Origin of the sequence: Novosphingobium aquimarinum (assembly GCF_009746585.1) — a bacterium.
Taxonomy (GTDB): domain Bacteria; phylum Pseudomonadota; class Alphaproteobacteria; order Sphingomonadales; family Sphingomonadaceae; genus Novosphingobium; species Novosphingobium aquimarinum.
In genome coordinates, this window is the sequence record NZ_WRPO01000001.1 from 134922 (window position 1) to 150598 (window position 15677).

16 protein-coding genes and 1 tRNA gene are annotated in these 15677 nt (G+C 63.1%); 7 read left to right on the forward strand and 10 right to left on the reverse strand.

Annotation, left to right across the window (positions count from 1 at the left end):
* The first annotated feature begins 192 nt into the window (after positions 1-192).
* Both gyrA and GQO94_RS00655 read left to right on the forward strand, forming a co-directional pair.
* A complete protein-coding gene (gene gyrA / locus GQO94_RS00650) occupies positions 193-2937 on the forward strand; it encodes a DNA gyrase subunit A (RefSeq protein WP_232332720.1) in 2745 nt (914 codons plus the stop codon).
* Positions 2934-3281: a DUF952 domain-containing protein gene (locus GQO94_RS00655; RefSeq protein WP_156839215.1), complete on the forward strand. Its 348-nt coding sequence runs from the start codon at positions 2934-2936 to the stop codon at positions 3279-3281. Before gyrA ends, GQO94_RS00655 begins: the two co-directional genes overlap by 4 nt.
* Positions 3282-3294: 13 nt before the next feature.
* Here the strand turns inward: GQO94_RS00655 and GQO94_RS00660 are convergent, their stop codons facing one another.
* Positions 3295-3945: a hypothetical protein gene (locus GQO94_RS00660; RefSeq protein WP_156839216.1), complete on the reverse strand. Its 651-nt coding sequence runs from the start codon at positions 3943-3945 to the stop codon at positions 3295-3297.
* Between the two features lie 159 nt (positions 3946-4104).
* Between GQO94_RS00660 and trmFO the strand changes: the two genes are divergently transcribed.
* Positions 4105-5442 carry a methylenetetrahydrofolate--tRNA-(uracil(54)-C(5))-methyltransferase (FADH(2)-oxidizing) TrmFO gene (gene trmFO / locus GQO94_RS00665; protein WP_156839217.1) on the forward strand — a complete coding sequence of 446 codons (1338 nt, stop codon included), beginning with the start codon at positions 4105-4107 and terminating at the stop codon, positions 5440-5442.
* A 10-nt stretch (positions 5443-5452) separates the two neighbouring features.
* On the opposite strand, the gene GQO94_RS00670 is transcribed toward trmFO, so the two are convergent.
* Both GQO94_RS00670 and GQO94_RS00675 read right to left on the reverse strand, forming a co-directional pair.
* Positions 5453-5923, reverse strand: coding sequence for an EF-hand domain-containing protein (locus tag GQO94_RS00670; RefSeq protein ID WP_156839218.1), 471 nt, complete (start codon positions 5921-5923; stop codon positions 5453-5455).
* A gap of 41 nt (positions 5924-5964) precedes the next feature.
* On the reverse strand, positions 5965-6630 hold the full coding sequence (locus tag GQO94_RS00675) for a squalene/phytoene synthase family protein (protein WP_232332699.1): 666 nt from the start codon (positions 6628-6630) through the stop codon (positions 5965-5967).
* Positions 6631-6882: 252 nt separating this feature from the next.
* On the opposite strand from GQO94_RS00675, the gene GQO94_RS00680 reads away from it, so the two are divergent.
* From GQO94_RS00680 to GQO94_RS00690, 3 genes are read left to right on the forward strand one after another with little or no spacing between them, the layout of a single operon-like run.
* Positions 6883-8691 (forward strand): Tad domain-containing protein, encoded by a 1809-nt coding sequence (locus tag GQO94_RS00680; protein ID WP_198045731.1) that lies wholly within the window; start codon positions 6883-6885, stop codon positions 8689-8691.
* Positions 8688-9284: a TadE/TadG family type IV pilus assembly protein gene (locus GQO94_RS00685; protein WP_198045732.1), complete on the forward strand. Its 597-nt coding sequence runs from the start codon at positions 8688-8690 to the stop codon at positions 9282-9284. Before GQO94_RS00680 ends, GQO94_RS00685 begins: the two co-directional genes overlap by 4 nt.
* Positions 9281-9976 carry a TadE/TadG family type IV pilus assembly protein gene (locus GQO94_RS00690; protein ID WP_156839221.1) on the forward strand — a complete coding sequence of 232 codons (696 nt, stop codon included), beginning with the start codon at positions 9281-9283 and terminating at the stop codon, positions 9974-9976. Before GQO94_RS00685 ends, GQO94_RS00690 begins: the two co-directional genes overlap by 4 nt.
* A gap of 15 nt (positions 9977-9991) precedes the next feature.
* On the opposite strand, the gene GQO94_RS00695 is transcribed toward GQO94_RS00690, so the two are convergent.
* The 7 genes from GQO94_RS00695 to grxC all read right to left on the reverse strand — a co-directional run bounded on the left by GQO94_RS00695 (position 9992) and on the right by grxC (position 14869).
* Positions 9992-11404 (reverse strand): pyruvate dehydrogenase complex E1 component subunit beta, encoded by a 1413-nt coding sequence (locus GQO94_RS00695; RefSeq protein ID WP_156839222.1) that lies wholly within the window; start codon positions 11402-11404, stop codon positions 9992-9994.
* Positions 11404-12477 carry a pyruvate dehydrogenase (acetyl-transferring) E1 component subunit alpha gene (pdhA, locus tag GQO94_RS00700; protein WP_156839223.1) on the reverse strand — a complete coding sequence of 358 codons (1074 nt, stop codon included), beginning with the start codon at positions 12475-12477 and terminating at the stop codon, positions 11404-11406. The genes GQO94_RS00695 and pdhA overlap by 1 nt, the downstream gene beginning before the upstream one ends.
* A 126-nt stretch (positions 12478-12603) precedes the next feature.
* Positions 12604-12912, reverse strand: a complete 309-nt coding sequence (locus GQO94_RS00705) for an FtsB family cell division protein (RefSeq protein ID WP_332310805.1) — start codon at positions 12910-12912, stop codon at positions 12604-12606.
* Between the two features lie 157 nt (positions 12913-13069).
* A tRNA-Arg gene (locus GQO94_RS00710) sits at positions 13070-13146 on the reverse strand.
* Between the two features lie 91 nt (positions 13147-13237).
* Positions 13238-13768 (reverse strand): DUF1178 family protein, encoded by a 531-nt coding sequence (locus GQO94_RS00715; protein WP_156839225.1) that lies wholly within the window; start codon positions 13766-13768, stop codon positions 13238-13240.
* Between the two features lie 9 nt (positions 13769-13777).
* Complete coding sequence (locus tag GQO94_RS00720) at positions 13778-14593, reverse strand: carbon-nitrogen hydrolase family protein (protein ID WP_156839226.1); 816 nt, start codon at positions 14591-14593, stop codon at positions 13778-13780.
* 12 nt (positions 14594-14605) lie between these two features.
* On the reverse strand, positions 14606-14869 hold the full coding sequence (grxC, locus tag GQO94_RS00725) for a glutaredoxin 3 (RefSeq protein WP_156839227.1): 264 nt from the start codon (positions 14867-14869) through the stop codon (positions 14606-14608).
* Positions 14870-15031: 162 nt separating this feature from the next.
* On the opposite strand from grxC, the gene GQO94_RS00730 reads away from it, so the two are divergent.
* A complete protein-coding gene (locus GQO94_RS00730) occupies positions 15032-15514 on the forward strand; it encodes an Hsp20 family protein (protein ID WP_156839228.1) in 483 nt (160 codons plus the stop codon).
* Positions 15515-15677: the final 163 nt, after the last annotated feature.

Below are 15677 nucleotides of genomic sequence, written 5' to 3' on the forward strand. Positions count from 1 at the left end.
CCCAAATGTGGAAAACGGCGAATGGTTCCCGCCCTTCCCCGGCCCCGGGCTGGCCATGACTTGCCGGTTGGCCTAGGGCCTTGAGGTCATACCAACAAAAAACCGAACGAAACCCGCGTGAGCGACGACGAAAACATTCCCGACGACCCGCTGCCCGGCAGCGAATATACCCGCATCGACATCGTCGATGAGATGAAGTCGAGCTATCTCGATTACGCGATGAGCGTGATCGTGGCGCGCGCACTTCCCGATGTGCGCGACGGGCTCAAACCGGTCCACCGGCGCATTCTCTTCGCCAGCCAGGAAGGCGGCTTCGTAGCGGGCCGTCCTTACCGCAAGTCGGCGAAGATCGTCGGCGACGTGATGGGTAACTACCACCCGCACGGCGATTCCGCGATCTATGACGCCCTTGCGCGCATGACGCAGCCCTGGTCGATGCGCCTGCCGCTGGTCGATGGCCAGGGCAACTTCGGTTCGATGGATCCCGATCCGCCGGCCTCGATGCGATACACCGAAGCGCGGCTCGCCCGCGTCGCGAATTCGCTGCTGGATGATCTCGACAAGGACACGGTCGACTTCGCCGAGAACTACGACGGTTCTCGCCGCGAGCCGACGGTTCTGCCCGCGCGCTTCCCGAACCTCTTGGTCAATGGCGCCGGCGGTATCGCCGTGGGCATGGCGACCAACATTCCGCCGCACAACCTCGGCGAAGTGATCGATGGCTGCCTCGCCTTCATCGACGATCCGACGATCACCACGGAGCGTCTCTTCGAGATCATTCCGGGGCCCGACTTCCCGACCGCACCGCTGATCTTGGGCCAGTCTGGCAGCCGCTCGGCCTATACGACCGGGCGCGGCTCGATCCTGATGCGCTGCCGCCATGAAATCGAGGAAGGCCGTGGCGGACGAGGCTCCGAGGGGCGTCGCGCGATCATTCTGACCAGCATCCCTTATCAGGTCGGCAAGTCCGGCCTGGTCGAGAAGATCGCCGAGGCCGCCAAGGACAAGCGCATTGAGGGCGTCGCCGATATTCGCGACGAATCGAATCGCGAAGGCGTGCGCGTCGTGATCGAACTCAAGCGCGACGCGACGCCCGAGGTGGTGCTCAATCAGGTCTGGCGGTTCACTCCGGCGCAATCGAGCTTTCCGGCGAACATGCTGGCGATTCGTGGCGGCCGGCCCGAAACGCTGGCCCTGCGCGACATCATCCAGGCCTTCATTCACTTCCGCGAAGAGGTCATCACTCGGCGCACCAAGTTCGAGCTGAACAAGGCGCGCGACCGGGCCCACATCCTGCTTGGTCTGGTCGTAGCGGTTTCGAATCTCGACGAGGTCGTGGCGATGATCCGCACGTCGTCGAACCCGGCGGAAGCGCGCGCCAAGCTGATTGCCAAGGAATGGCCGATCGGCGACATCGCCCAGTACATCCGTCTGGTCGAGGCGATCGAGCCTTCGGCGGACGAATCGGGCGGCACCTATCGCTTGTCCGAAGCGCAAGTGAAGGCGATTCTCGAATTGAGGCTTCACCGTCTCACCGCGCTGGGCCGCGACGAGATCGGCGACGAACTCAAGGAACTGGCCACGGCCATCGAGGAATACCTCTCGATCCTGGCCGACCGGGTCAAGCTCTATGGCGTGATGCGCGACGAGCTCGTTGCGGTTCGCGAGGCCTATGCGACGCCGCGCGTTTCCGAGATCACCGGCGCCATCGACGGCATCGAAGACGAAGACCTGATCGAGCGTGAGGACATGGTGGTGACCGTCACCATGGACGGCTACATCAAGCGCACTCCGCTTTCGACCTTCCGCGCGCAGAATCGCGGCGGCAAGGGCCGCGCCGGGATGGCGACCAAGGACGAAGACGTCGTGTCCGACATGTTCGTCACCTCGACGCACAATCCGGTGCTGTTCTTCTCGACCTCGGGCAAAGTCTATCGCCTGAAAGTGTGGAAGCTGCCGGAAGGCGGTCCGACGACGCGTGGACGGCCGATCATCAACCTGCTGCCGGCACTCGACAGTGGTGAGACCATCGCCGCGGTCCTTCCCCTGCCGGAGGACGAGAGCACCTGGGGCGCGCTCCACGTCGTCTTCGCGACGGCCAAGGGCAATGTGCGTCGCAACGCGATGGACTTGTTCACCAACGTGCCGTCCAACGGTAAGTTCGCGATGCGGTTCGACGAAGGCTCGGAAGACCGGCTGATCGGCGTCGCCTTGCTCGATGCCAGCGACGACGTGCTGCTGGCCTCGCGCGAAGGCAAGGCGATCCGCTTCGCCGGCGAAGACGTGCGCGAGTTCCAGAGCCGCACCTCCACCGGCGTGCGTGGGATGAACCTCAAGAACGGCGACGAGGTCGTTTCGCTTTCGATCCTGCACCGCGTCGGCACTTCGCCCGAAGAGCGCGAGGCCTATTTGCGGTTCGCGCCCTGGAAGGCGGAGAAGGAAGGCACTCCCGACCTCAGCGAAGATCGCTTCGCCGAAATGGCCGAGAAGGAACAGTTCATCCTCACGATCTGCGCCAATGGCTACGGCAAGCTGTCTTCGGCCTACGAGTATCGCCGGATCGGGCGTGGCGGTCAGGGGATCACCAATATCGACAACATCGGCCGCAATGGTCCAGTCGTCGCGAGCTTTGCCGCGACCAAGAGCGACCAGCTCATGCTCGTGACCGATCAGGCCAAGCTCATCCGCATCGGCCTGGAATCGCTGCGCGTCATCGGCCGTGGCAGCGCCGGAGTGCGGTTGTTCGATGTCGCTCCCAATGAGCATGTCGTCAGCGCCGTTCGGATCGACGAAACGACCGAACCCGAAAACGAGGCGGAAGAAGCCATCGTCGAGGAAATGATCGGGCGCAATGCCGAGAACACGGAGATTCCGACCACCCAGGATCGCGACGATCAGGATGACGATAGCGAGGGCAATCCGGAGAGCGAAGCATGAGCCAACAGCCGACCATCGCCTACAAGGTGCTGACAGGTGAGCAGTTCGCCGAGTTGCAGGAACACGCCCATTTCAAAGGTGCCCCGGTCGATATCGGCGACGGCTACATTCACATGTCGACGGCGGAGCAGTTGACTGAGACGGTCGACAAGCACTTTGCCGGCCAGGATGGTCTGCATGTCGCGGCTATCGATGTCGCTGGGCTAGGCGACATGATCAAATGGGAGCCGTCGCGTGGTGGTGCCTTGTTTCCGCACCTTTATGGACCGCTGCCGCTAACGGCGGTGCTCGCGCACGGTCCGCTCGAGCGCGAGGACGACGGCAAGGTCCGCCTCCCGGGCTGAAGCGGGCTGCTGGTCAGTGGACCAGCTGCGGTCTTGGCCGTGGCCGCAAGCGTTGCACGATGCCGGTGCAGAACAGGAAATTCCCGAAGTAGAACAGCGGCCAGACGATAAGGCCCGGCACACGGCTGGGATAGAGAGGCCCGGCGCCGGCGATGGCGACGAGGCTGGCCGCCACCAGCAGCACGGCCCCTGCCCCCACTTGCGCGCGCGGCAAGTTGCTCGTCCAGGCACCGGCCGCCAGCCCGCCGACCGCAAGGCCGTAAAAGCCGGCCGTGACATCGTCGGGCGGTTCGGCAAGCAAGTAACACGCCGCAGGGGTTAGCAGGATGAGCGCTAGAGCCGCGACCTTTTCGACGGGGTGCAGCGGCATGCGGCGATGGCTCACCACTATGCCAATGCCGAGCCCGCAGCCAAGCATGAGGACGGTCGCTCCGGCCCAAGGGAAGAACTCGACCAAGGCCACGCCGACACCGCTCGTCGCCATCATTGCGGCGAGCATACGCCCTTCGGGCAGCCGCAACCGCAACCAGGCGTAGACGCCGAGCAGCAGCAGCGGTGCCGCCTCGAGCGCGATGAGGTAGAGCCCCGGCACGCGGCCGTCCTTGGCGAACCAGAAGACGATCGCAAGGGCCACGCTTGCGACGATCCAGGGTCGGCGTTCCATCAGCGCGCGCTTAGGCATGTCCGGCAGTGATCTCCGAGTCCGGCGCTTGAAGTTCCGCTTCAGCAGTCTGAAGCGGCACGGCACCGGTGCCGCTTTTCCACGCAACGGGCAACACACTAGGCCTTGTCGCCTGCCCCCATCAAGCGTTAGGCGCGAGCGATGACTCATGATGTCCACATCATCGGTGGCGGTCTCGCCGGAAGCGAAGCCGCCTGGCAGCTTGCCAAGCGCGGTATCAGGGTGCGCTTATCCGAAATGCGCGGCTCGGGCGACCGCAGCCCCGCGCACCAGACCGATGCTCTGGCCGAACTGGTGTGCTCCAACAGCTTCCGCTCCGACGATGACGAGCGCAATGCGGTGGGCCTGCTCCATCACGAGATGCGGCGCTGCGATTCCCTGGTGATGTCCGCTGCGGCCAAGGCGCAAGTTCCGGCCGGCACCGCACTGGCGGTGGATCGCGACGTATTTTCGGCAGAAGTCGAGGCACGCCTGGCGCAGCTTCCCTCGCTGGAAATCGTGCGTGAGCGCATCGATCGGCTGCCCGAAGCCGGTCTCACCATCGTCGCGACCGGACCGCTCACCGCCGAGGCTTTGGCGCAAAGCATCGGCGCGGCGACGGGCGCGGACAGCCTCGCCTTCTTCGATGCCATCGCCCCGATCGTCTATCGCGAATCGATCGACATGGACGTCGCCTGGATGGCCTCGCGCTGGGACAAGGGTGACACCAAGGACTACATCAACTGTCCGATGACCAAGGACCAGTACCTCGCCTTTCACGCGGGGCTGGTTGCGGGCGAGAAGACGGTGTTCAAGCAGTGGGAAGCCAACACCCCCTACTTCGACGGCTGCATGCCGATCGAGGTCATGGCCGAGCGCGGCGTCGATACGCTGCGTTATGGTCCGATGAAGCCGGTCGGCCTCGACAACCCGCATTGGGCGACGGAGGAACACCCGACGGGCCGCTGGCCGCACGCGGTCGTCCAGCTGCGCCAGGACAACAAGCTCGGCACCTTGTGGAACATGGTCGGCTTCCAGACCAAGCTCAAGCATGCCGAACAAGTCCGCCTTTTCCGCACCATTCCCGGCCTGGAGAATGCCGAGTTCGCGCGGCTTGGCGGCCTGCACCGCAATACCTTCCTCAATTCGCCGCGCCTGCTCGATCGGCAGCTGCGCTTGAAGAGCGCGCCGCACGTTCGCTTTGCCGGGCAAATTACCGGCTGCGAGGGCTATGTAGAAAGCGCGGCGGTCGGTCTGCTGACGGGCATGATGGCCGTCGCCGAACTGGGCGGGCGGGAATGGCAAACGCCGCCGCGCACAACGGCGATGGGCGCGTTGCTCTCGCACATTACCGGCGATGCCGAGGCGGATTCGTTTCAGCCGATGAACGTCAATTTCGGCTTGTTCCCGCCGCTCCACGAGGTGAAGAAAAAGGCGCGCAAGGAGGCCTACACCGAACGCGCGAAAAGCGATCTCAGCGGGTGGCTAACCGCCGCTTAAGCGCTGGTTTTCAGCACTTGCATTTGGGTTTCGGTTTGGCCGGCGCCGGCGCGGTCTTGCGGAACTCCTGGCGCGACAGCTCCCGGTCGCCATCGGCATCGGCAGCGTCGAACTTTTCGACCGTGGTGTGCGCCCATTCCTCGAAGTCGAGCAGATTGTTGCCGTCCTTGTCGAGCTTGCGAAAGCCGGCCGTGCGGGTGGACAGCATCTCGTTGCGTGTAATGCGTCCATCGGAATCCCGATCGTAGCGGCCGAAGCGGCGTTGCTCACGCGTAAGCTCGGTGGCTTCGGGGGGCGCGGGACCGCGCAAATCCCCGACGTCGGCGCTTGGCAGAGCATCGGGATCCTCCGCCGGAGATCCGTCGGACGCGGCCATCGGCGGCGGCGCGGCGCGCTCCATCTCGGCCCGGCCCTGCCACCAGAAAAGGCCAGCGGCGACGAACAGCAATGCAGTGAATGCGCCAACGACGATCCGGTTCATGGTGTGACGAGGCCCCCCTGGGGGAGCACTCTAGGCAAACCTCAGCGGCCCAACAATCCCGCTCGCATGGCACCCAAGAGCGCCATCGGCGAATTGTCCGTTCCTGCCCCGCCGCGCCCGAGTTGCCGCCAGGTCAGCGCCCGCAACACGGCGAGCGGGCGAAGGGCGCGCGGCGCGCGGGGAGTGCGACTGGCCGATCCTTGCGCCAAGGCGCGCGCCAGGCTGCGCTCGTCCTCGCGCGACATGCGCATGGCGAGATCGGCGAGCGTCCAATCGGTCGCAAGTTGCCGCGCCGCCTCGGCGTGATCGCCCACACCCAAATGCTGCGCCAATACGGCTATGGCGTCGGCGCGCCCTTTGGCGAAGCGGGCCATGGCGGTCGCTTCCAGCGGGGCCGGGGCCGTAATCGCTTCCCAGCCATCGGCAAGCGCGGCGAGACCGTTATGCCGGCCGTTCCAGGTCGCCAGCGCACCCAGGATGGGATCGCCTTGCGGCCATCGGGATCCGTCCGCTTCGAGCGCTTCGCGCCACCAGGCGATGCGCAGTTGCGCCAGCATTGGCTCGCTGGCGGACCGGACCAGCGATGCCAGCCGCGCATCGAGCGCCAGGAACGCAAGCCACGCCTCGCGCTTCGTGCCTGGCGCGTAGGCCAAGGCCAGCCGCTCAAATGTCGGCAGTGTCGAGAGCAGCATTTCGGAAGTGTCCACTTCGCCGATGTATGGCGAGGCAGACCCGTTGCAAGGCCGAAGCGGGCCCGAACCGTAAGCAATGGTTAGGGAGTCATGTTTGACGTGTTAACCATGCGTGGTCAGCATTGCATTTACGACTGACCGCTATGGCTGAGGGACGACCAATCGGAGTCCGTCCGCAGCATGTTCCGCCATTTGCCAGCTCTGGCAATTGCAAGCTCTCGCCGTGTCCTGGCAAGACTGGGCGACGACCAGAGCGGCAATACATTCATGATCATCGCCGCGGCGCTCGCGCCGATGCTGGCGCTGGTCGGCGGCGCGGTCGACATGGGGCGCGGCTATCTGTCGCAAACCCGCTTGCAGCAGGCGTGCGACGCCGGCGTGCTGGCTGCGCGCAAGAGCATCGGCGCGTCCGCTGTGGGGGACGGCAATCTGTCCGCCGATGCGCGGGCGGCAGGCATGCGCTTCTTCAATCTCAATTTTCGGCAAGGCGTTTACGGCAGCGGGCCACGCGACTTCGCGATGACGCTGCAAGAGGATTTCACCGTCAACGGCGAGGCCTCGGTCGATGTCCCGACGGCAATCATGCAGATTTTCGGCCAGGACGACATCCTGATCAAAGTGAACTGCGCGGCCAAACTGAACTTTTCGAACACCGACGTGATGATGGTGCTCGATACGACGGGATCGATGAACCAGGCCAATCCCGGCGACAGCAGCCCCAAGATTGCGATCCTGAGGCGCGTGGTGAAGGACTTCTGGGCCGAACTCGAGCGTGCCAAACCACCGGCAACGCGGATCCGCTATGGATTTGTGCCCTATTCGACCAACGTCAATGTCGGCGGATTGCTCAATTCCGACTGGCTCGTCGACAAATGGTCCTACGAGGGCCGTAAGTCGAAGATCAAGAACAAGACCGTAACCGTCGTCAAGTACGACTATACCAATCGGTATGTCAGCGGGTCGCAAACGACCCTGACACCCACGCTCTTGCCCGACTGTCCCGAATCCACGGCCAAATGGACGCAGTCGAACGTGGTGATGCATCTTAACGGAACTCAGACCGGCCGCACCACGGTTACCGGCACTTCTTACACCTGCGAATATTCCGATGGCGGGTACTTCGTTGGTGGCACGCGATATAACCCTTATGTCTACGATTGGACAAAGACTCCGAACGGCACCGAAGAGGAGATGATCTACACCTGGGAATACAAACCCGTGGATGTGGATGTGCGCGCTGTCAAAAAAGGGGCGACGACCATCCCGGTTCCCATGGACGGCAACCCCGCACCCCTGCCCGATCCGCTCTACGCCAAATACAAGGGCTGCATCGAAGAGCGGGATACTTACGAGTTCTCCGGAACCGATCCCGACCTTTCCAAGGCGCTCGATCTCGATCTCGATCTCGTGCCTACCAACAACAAGAAAACGCAGTGGCGTCCGATGCTGCACCAGATCTCGTTCCTGCGCGCGATCAAGGCAAGCGGGGGCACCTGGTCGCAGAAAGCCATCGAATATACCGGCAGCTACATCAAGGCCGACGATTACGGATTTTCGGCGTGCCCCTCGGCGGCGCGCAAGCTTGCCGAAATGACCGAAGGCGAGATCGGTGCTTATGTCGACGGGCTCAAGGTGGAAGGAAGCACCTATCACGACATCGGCATGATCTGGGGCGGGCGCCTGCTTTCGCCGACCGGTCTGTTTGCCGATGAAAACGCCGATGTCGGCAGCACGCCCACCCGTCGCCACCTGATCTTCCTGACCGACGGCGAAACCTCGCCGCTGGACCTCAGCTATGGCACGTATGGCGTGGAACCCTTGTCGCAGAGGCGCTGGAGCCCAAGCTCGCCCTTCACTCTGACGAAAGCCGTGGAGGACCGCTTCATCGTTGCCTGCAATGAGGTGAAGAAGCGCAACATCACCGTATGGGTCGTCAGCTTCGGGGTTGCGATGTCGCCGATGCTGAAAGCGTGCGCGGACAACAGCCATCGGTTCGAGGCCGCCAACGCCGACGAGCTGAGCGAGGCGTTCCGCAAGATCGCCAGGACCATGGGCGACCTCAGGATTTCCAAATGAGGCACGCCCTCGGCTCGCGAACGATCCTGTCCGACGATCGCGGCATCTCCGCAGTGGAGTTCGCGCTGCTCGCTCCGGTGCTGCTGATCATGCTGATGGGCATCTTCGACATGTCGTACAGCATCTACACCAATGCTCTTCTGGAAGGCGCCGTTCAGAAGGCCGCTCGCGATTCCACCATCGAGGCTGCCGATCTCAAGTCGGACGAACTCGACGGCAATGTCACCGCAGTGGTGCGCGATCTCGTTCCGAACGCCCAACTCACCTTCGATCGGACTTCGTACAGCTCTTTCGGCGATGTCGGTCAGGCCGAGGACTTCGACGACGTCGACGCGAACGGCGCCTGCAACGACGGCGAGTCGTTCGAGGATGCCAACGGCAATGGCATCTGGGACGCCGATCGCGGCAAGGCAGGCCTCGGCGCGGCGCGCGACGCGGTCCTTTACGAAGTCTCGGTCACATACCTCAGACCATTCCCCGTGGCGAAACTGGTCGGCTTTGAGGAAACGATGACGATGATGACGCGCACCGTGCTGCGCAACCAGCCCTATGGCGGGATCGAGGTCGAGCCTGAAGTGCGGACCTGCTTATGAGCATCCGCAATCCCGCTTCGCGGTTTCTTCATCGCCTGCGCCGAAATCGCAGCGGTGTCGCCATGGTCGAATTCGCCTTGGCCGCGCCGTTCTTCCTGACCGCCGGGCTGGGCGGGGTGGAACTGGCGAATTACACCGTCGTCAACATGCAGATCGCCCAGATCGCGATCCACATCGCGGATAACGCATCGCGCATCGGCGACACCTCGGTGCTTGAAAACAAGAAGATCTACGAGAGCGACATCAACGATCTGCTGCTCGGCGCCAGCCTGCAGGCGGGCGATCGGTTGGACCTGTGGGATCGCGGGCGGGTGATCATCAGCAGCCTCGAAGTTCAGCCCGACAGCGATCCCGAAGCGCAATACATTCACTGGCAGCGCTGCATGGGCAAGAAGGACTACCACTCGACTTACGGCAATGTCGACGACACCTTCGCGATCGGCATGGGCCCACCCGGACAAGAAGTATTCGCCAACGCGGGCGAAGCGGTGATCTTCGTCGAGCTGGTTTACGACTACGAGCCCCTCGTCTCGCGCCATTTCATCAGCGACGAGACAGTGAAGGCGATCGCGACCTTCACTGTCCGTTCGAGCCGCGACCTGGAGCAAGTCTACCAGCGCAGCGAGGCGTCTCCCGACACCGTGTCGGCCTGCGATCGGTTCACCAATGACTTCGCCGACGTCGAAGTCTGAGCGATCGAACCCCGATCAGTCCCGGTAGCACACTTTCTTCACGGCTTGCGTCACGCGATCGGCATCGATGAGCGCCGCCTTCTCGAGGTTGGCCGCGTAAGGCAGCGGCACGTTCTCGTCGCACACCCTGAGCACGGGGGCATCGAGATGATCGAACCCTTCTTCCATGCAGATCGCGATGATTTCGGACGCGATCGAGCAGATCGGATAGCCTTCCTCGACGACGACCATGCGATTGGTCTTCTTGAGGCTTTCCAGCACCGCGGCCTTGTCCAGCGGGCGCAAGGTGCGCAGATCGATCACTTCGGCCTCGATCCCCTCGCTCGCGAGCGTTTCGGCGGCCTCGAGAGCCAGTCCGACGCCGATCGAATAGGTCACGATCGAAACGTCGCTGCCCTCGCGGACGATTCGCGCCTTGCCGATCGGCAGGACATGATCGTCGAGTTCGGGCAATTCGAACGAGCGGCCGTAGACGAGTTCGTTCTCGAGGAAGACCACCGGGTCCTCGCAGCGGATCGCCGCCTTCAGCAGGCCTTTGGCATCGGAGGCATCGTAAGGCGCTATGACGACGAGGCCGGGAACGCTGGCGTACCAGGGGCCGTAGTTCTGCGAATGCTGCGCACCCACGCGCGACGCCGCGCCATTGGGACCGCGGAAGACGACGGGACAGCGCATTTGTCCGCCCGACATGTAATTGGTCTTGGCAGCCGAGTTGATGATGTGGTCGATCGCCTGCATCGCGAAGTTGAAGGTCATGAACTCCACGATCGGCCGCAGACCGCCCATCGCGGCACCGGTACCGATGCCTGCAAAGCCGTACTCGGTGATCGGCGTGTCGATCACGCGACGCGGACCGAATTCTTCCAGCAAACCCTGAGTGACCTTGTAGGCGCCCTGGTACTCGGCGACTTCCTCGCCCATCACGAATACGCGATCGTCGCGGCGCATTTCCTCGGCCATCGCGTCGCGAAGGGCATCGCGCACCGTGGAAGTCTTCATGTTGGTGCCATCCGGCACTTCAGGAGCGGCGGGGGTTACCTCGCTGGCGAGCTGCTCCATGCCGTCCTTCGCGTCCCCGTCGGACTTGGCATTGCCGGATTCGGCTTCGGCCGCTTCGGATTTCTTGGCCTTCGGCTTCTTCTCGGGAGCTTCGGATGTCGCAGTGTCGATATCGGAGGCGTCTTCGCCTTCGGCTGCGATGACGGCGATGACCGTGCCGACTTTGACGCCGTCGGTCCCTTCGGCGACGACGATCTTGCCGATCGTCCCTTCGTCGACGGCCTCGAATTCCATCGTCGCCTTGTCGGTCTCGATCTCGGCGAGGATGTCGCCCGAGGCGACCTCATCGCCTTCCTTGACCAGCCACTTGGCGAGCTTGCCCTCTTCCATCGTCGGCGAGAGCGCGGGCATCTTGAGTTCGATGGCCATCAGTACTGCTCCACCAGCACGTCGGTGTAGAGTTCGGACAAGTCCGGCTCGGGCGAGCTCTCCGCAAAGTCCGCTGCCTGAGCGACGGTGGCGCGAACGCTCTTGTCGAGTTCCTTGAGGCTCGCCTCGCTCACACCCATTTCGATCAATTCCGTCTTTGCATGCTCGATCGGATCGCGCTTGGTGCGCACGTCCTGCACCTCGTCGCGCGTCCGGTACTTCGCGGGATCGGACATCGAGTGCCCGCGATAGCGATACGTGTTGAGCTCCATGAGCACGGGCCCGTTGCCGCCGCGCACGAATTCGATCGCGATTTCAGCCGCCTTGCGTACCTCGAGCACGTCCATTCCGTTCACGTCCATGCCGGGGATGCGGAACGCGGTGCCGCGGCGATAGAAGTGCGTCTCGGCCGAGCCGCGCTTCACCGAAGTGCCCATCGCGTACTGGTTGTTCTCGATCACGAAGATGATCGGCAGCTTCCACAAGCTGGCCATGTTGAAGGCCTCGTAGACCTGGCCCTGGTTCGACGCACCGTCACCGAAATAGGCGAGCGTCACGCCGCCGTCCTCGCGATACTTGTGCGCGAAGGCGAGCCCCGATCCGAGGGGCACTTGCGCGCCGACGATGCCGTGACCGCCGTAAAAGCCGTGCTCGACACTGAACATGTGCATCGAGCCGCCCTTGCCCTTGGAAATGCCCGACTGGCGCCCGGTCAATTCGGCCATGATCACTTTGGGATCGATGCCATAGGCGAGCATGTGGCCGTGATCGCGATAGCCGGTAATCACCGAATCGAGCCCGCCCTTGAGCGCCGACTGCAAGCCGACCGCAACTGCCTCCTGACCGATGTAGAGGTGGCAGAAGCCGCCGATCAGACCGAGCCCGTAAAGTTGGCCAGCCTTTTCCTCGAAGCGGCGGATGAGCAGCATCTGCTCATAGAAATGGAGCAATTCCTCCTTGCTCGCCTTGTAGCGACGATCGGCGGACAGCGCGTCCTGCAGATTATGCAGAGCGAACTCTTCGTCCTCGGTCGAAAGTACGGGCTGTTCGTCGCTCTTGGCGGCTTTCGGCAATGGCGCTCCCCTTCGCGGATCCTACGGTTGCTGGCAGCGATATAGGGCCAAGGTCCGCACTTCGAAAGCGCCTGAAACGCGAAATCCGTGTCGAATCTTTGCAGTTATGACAACATTTGCCGCCAATCAGTCCTTCGGCAGCAACATCACCATTTCATCGGGATGCGCGACATTGAGCTCGCTGCGCAGCAGTTCACCGGCAAGATCGGGGTCGGCATGGCTCGGATCGAGCAATTTCACCCGGTTGCGCATCCGGTCGCGCTCAGCCGTGAGCCGAGCCACATCGTCCTGACGCTGATCGAGTTCGCGGCGCTTTTCGCCAAGCGCGATCAAACCGCTCGGCCCGGCGATCGCAACACCCCCGAGAAACAGCAAGCATCCAAGCGCGAGCGCCTGCTTGATCGTTCCCCGTGCCAGCTTCGGATTTTGGCGCATTGACCCCATGAATGCTTTGAATCACAAACGATTCTTCGTTGCAAGGGAAATAGGATACCGCGATTCCGAAAGCCGCGACATCGGATCGAGCGCGCAATTGCGACGAGCTGTGCCACGCGACTGTGGATTGTTTTCGCCGATCGTCGCGCAAGCGAAATGGTGCGCCCGACAGGATTCGAACCTGTGGCCCCCAGATTAGGAATCTGATGCTCTATCCTGCTGAGCTACGGGCGCACTTTGGATGGACGTCTTATGTCGAGCGCGCAGCCTTGGCAATCGTTGACCGCGGTGGGACGCGGCGACGCGAGTGTTCGGGCGGCGGCCGTCAGTTGGTCTTGTCGGGGGGAGCGACCGGGAACGGCAGCGGCGCAATCGCAATGCCCTCTTCCAGCAATTCGATCGCTTCTTCCGCGCTCGTTTCGCCGTGCACCACCTCGTGATCCCGCTCGCCATAATGCATCGCCCGCACGTCCTCAGCGAACGTGCGCCCGACATAGCGTGAGGATTTCAGCGCCTCGGCCTGCAACGTCGCAAGTTTGGTGATCATCTCGATCGCTTCGGGCGGCAGCGGTTTGCTGGCAACCGGCGCCGGCGGTTTCGCTCCTGACGATCCACCGGCGGCCACGCCGTCGGATCCGGCAGCCTTGTCTTCGATCTGGCGGTGCGGTTTCGCGACCGTCTGATTGCCCTTGCGGCCCACGTTGGGCGCCATCACGGCCTTGGCCACTTCCGACGATCCGCAGCTGGGGCACGCAAGCAGGCCGCGCTCCTGCTGTTGCGCAAAGTCCTGCGAAGAGCCGAACCAGCCCTCGAAACGATGCCCACCTTCACGGCATTCGAGATCAAACACGATCATGGTACTGACTTAATTGGCAATTGGGCGGCGATTGGCAAGGCTGGGCAATTGCGCACGCACGGTATCGGTCCGGGAACGGTCGATTTCGGCGAAGGCCAGACCCGGGCCTTCGTCGCCCATATCCAGCGCAATCTCCCCCCAGGGATCGATCACGAGGCTGTGGCCGTAGGTTTCGCGACCATCGGCATGCCGCCCCACTTGTGCGGCCGCGACCACCCAGGCACTCGCCTCGATAGCCCGGGCGCGCTGCAGGACATGCCAGTGGGCGCGGCCGGTCGGCACGGTGAACGCGGCGGGGATCGCAATGACGTCGCATCGCGCCTGCCCCAAGGCTTCGTACAAGGCCGGGAAGCGAATATCGTAGCAGATCGAAAGCCCCAATCTTCCGACCGGCGTCTCGACCGTGACGACCGTGTCGCCAGCCTCGTAAGCATTGGATTCGCGCCACGATTCTCCGGTGTCGAGATCGACGTCGAACATGTGAAGCTTATCGTAGCGCGCCGCGATGTTGCCCGTGCCGTCGATGACGAAACCACGGTTGGCCCACTTTCCGTCGTCGCGGGCCACGGCCAATGAGCCGAGCGCCATCCACATGCCCGTGCGCGCACAGGCCTCGCGCGTTTCGGCGAGGACCTTGTCCTCGCTTTCGCGGGCAATGGATTGGGCGGCGCGCGCGCGCTGCCGATCGAGCAGACCGGACATCTCGGGCGTGAACAGCATGTCCGCGCCCTCGCCTGCGGCACGCTCGATCGCCTCGACGAGATCGGCCGCGTTGCGCTCAGGATCGATGCCGGTCGTCGCCTGATAGATGCCGATCTTGGTCAACGCGGCAACGCGTCAGAGGCCCAGGAGCGGATCGAGTTTGCCTTGGCGGTCGAGCGCGTTGATGTCGTCGAAACCGCCGAGCGCCTTGCCGTCGACGATGATCTGCGGAACCGTGCTCGCGCCGGGTACGCGCTCGACCATTTCGCGCCGCTTGTCGCCGCCCATCGTCACGTCGTATTCCGTGTAGGCCACGCCCTTCTTATCGAGCAGCGACTTGGCTGCGCTGCAGTAGGGGCAACCCCACTTCGTATAGATCTCGACGCGCTCTGCGGACATGCCGTTGCGACCTCCAGCTGAATTGATGTGGGCTCTTGAAAGTGGCGCTCGCTACCATATCTCATTTTGCGTGTCATGGCCCACCTGGGCATGGCCACACAAGGAAGTGCCGGATGGTCCGGGCTTCACCTTACGAAGATTGCTCATTGGAGGATTTTTGTCATGAACCGTATGGATTTTACGCCTTATCGCCGTTCGATGGTCGGGTTCGACCGTCTGTTCGACATGCTCGAAAACCAGGGTCGCTCGCAGGGCGGCGGTGACAAGTACCCGCCGTTCAATATCGAGCGTCGCGGGCAGGATGCCTATCGCATCACTTTGGCCGTCGCCGGCTTCAAGCAGGCCGATATCGACATCACCGCGCAGGCGAACCTGCTGGTGATCAAGGGCACCAAGGCAGACGAGGGCACCGAGGGCGAATTGCTGCATGTCGGCATTGCCCAGCGCGGCTTCGAACGTCGCTTCGAACTGGCGGACTATGTCCGCGTCGATAGCGCCGATCTTGCCGATGGTCTTCTGGTCATCGATCTCGTCCGGGAAGTTCCCGAGGCGATGAAGCCGAAGAAGATCGCAATTGGCGGCCATCATCTTTCCGTGGTCGATAACGCGGAGGATGACGACGCGGGCAAAACCGCTGCCGCCTGACGCATCGCTTTACTGATTGCATAAATTCAAGCCGGTGAGCGTGACAAACGCTCGCCGGCTTTTTTGGTATGCTGTAATCTATTACCAGCTTGGCGGCGATTGGGGGTGAGCTTGGGCAGCCCACCCCCGCGACGCTAAGCGCCGCCTGCCCCCAACTAGACCG

What these genes read in the sequence shown, in the direction of transcription:
- gyrA (WP_232332720.1), top strand. Translation starts at nt 193, where the DNA reads ATGAAGTCGAGCTATCTCGATTACGCGATGAGCGTGATCGTGGCGCGC.
- GQO94_RS00655 (WP_156839215.1), top strand. Translation starts at nt 2,934, where the DNA reads ATGAGCCAACAGCCGACCATCGCCTACAAGGTGCTGACAGGTGAGCAG.
- GQO94_RS00660 (WP_156839216.1), bottom strand. Translation starts at nt 3,945, where the DNA reads ATGGAACGCCGACCCTGGATCGTCGCAAGCGTGGCCCTTGCGATCGTC.
- trmFO (WP_156839217.1), top strand. Translation starts at nt 4,105, where the DNA reads ATGACTCATGATGTCCACATCATCGGTGGCGGTCTCGCCGGAAGCGAA.
- GQO94_RS00670 (WP_156839218.1), bottom strand. Translation starts at nt 5,923, where the DNA reads ATGAACCGGATCGTCGTTGGCGCATTCACTGCATTGCTGTTCGTCGCC.
- GQO94_RS00680 (WP_198045731.1), top strand. Translation starts at nt 6,883, where the DNA reads ATGATCATCGCCGCGGCGCTCGCGCCGATGCTGGCGCTGGTCGGCGGC.
- GQO94_RS00685 (WP_198045732.1), top strand. Translation starts at nt 8,688, where the DNA reads ATGAGGCACGCCCTCGGCTCGCGAACGATCCTGTCCGACGATCGCGGC.
- GQO94_RS00690 (WP_156839221.1), top strand. Translation starts at nt 9,281, where the DNA reads ATGAGCATCCGCAATCCCGCTTCGCGGTTTCTTCATCGCCTGCGCCGA.
- GQO94_RS00695 (WP_156839222.1), bottom strand. Translation starts at nt 11,404, where the DNA reads ATGGCCATCGAACTCAAGATGCCCGCGCTCTCGCCGACGATGGAAGAG.
- GQO94_RS00705 (WP_332310805.1), bottom strand. Translation starts at nt 12,912, where the DNA reads ATGCGCCAAAATCCGAAGCTGGCACGGGGAACGATCAAGCAGGCGCTC.
- GQO94_RS00715 (WP_156839225.1), bottom strand. Translation starts at nt 13,768, where the DNA reads ATGATCGTGTTTGATCTCGAATGCCGTGAAGGTGGGCATCGTTTCGAG.
- grxC (WP_156839227.1), bottom strand. Translation starts at nt 14,869, where the DNA reads ATGTCCGCAGAGCGCGTCGAGATCTATACGAAGTGGGGTTGCCCCTAC.
- GQO94_RS00730 (WP_156839228.1), top strand. Translation starts at nt 15,032, where the DNA reads ATGAACCGTATGGATTTTACGCCTTATCGCCGTTCGATGGTCGGGTTC.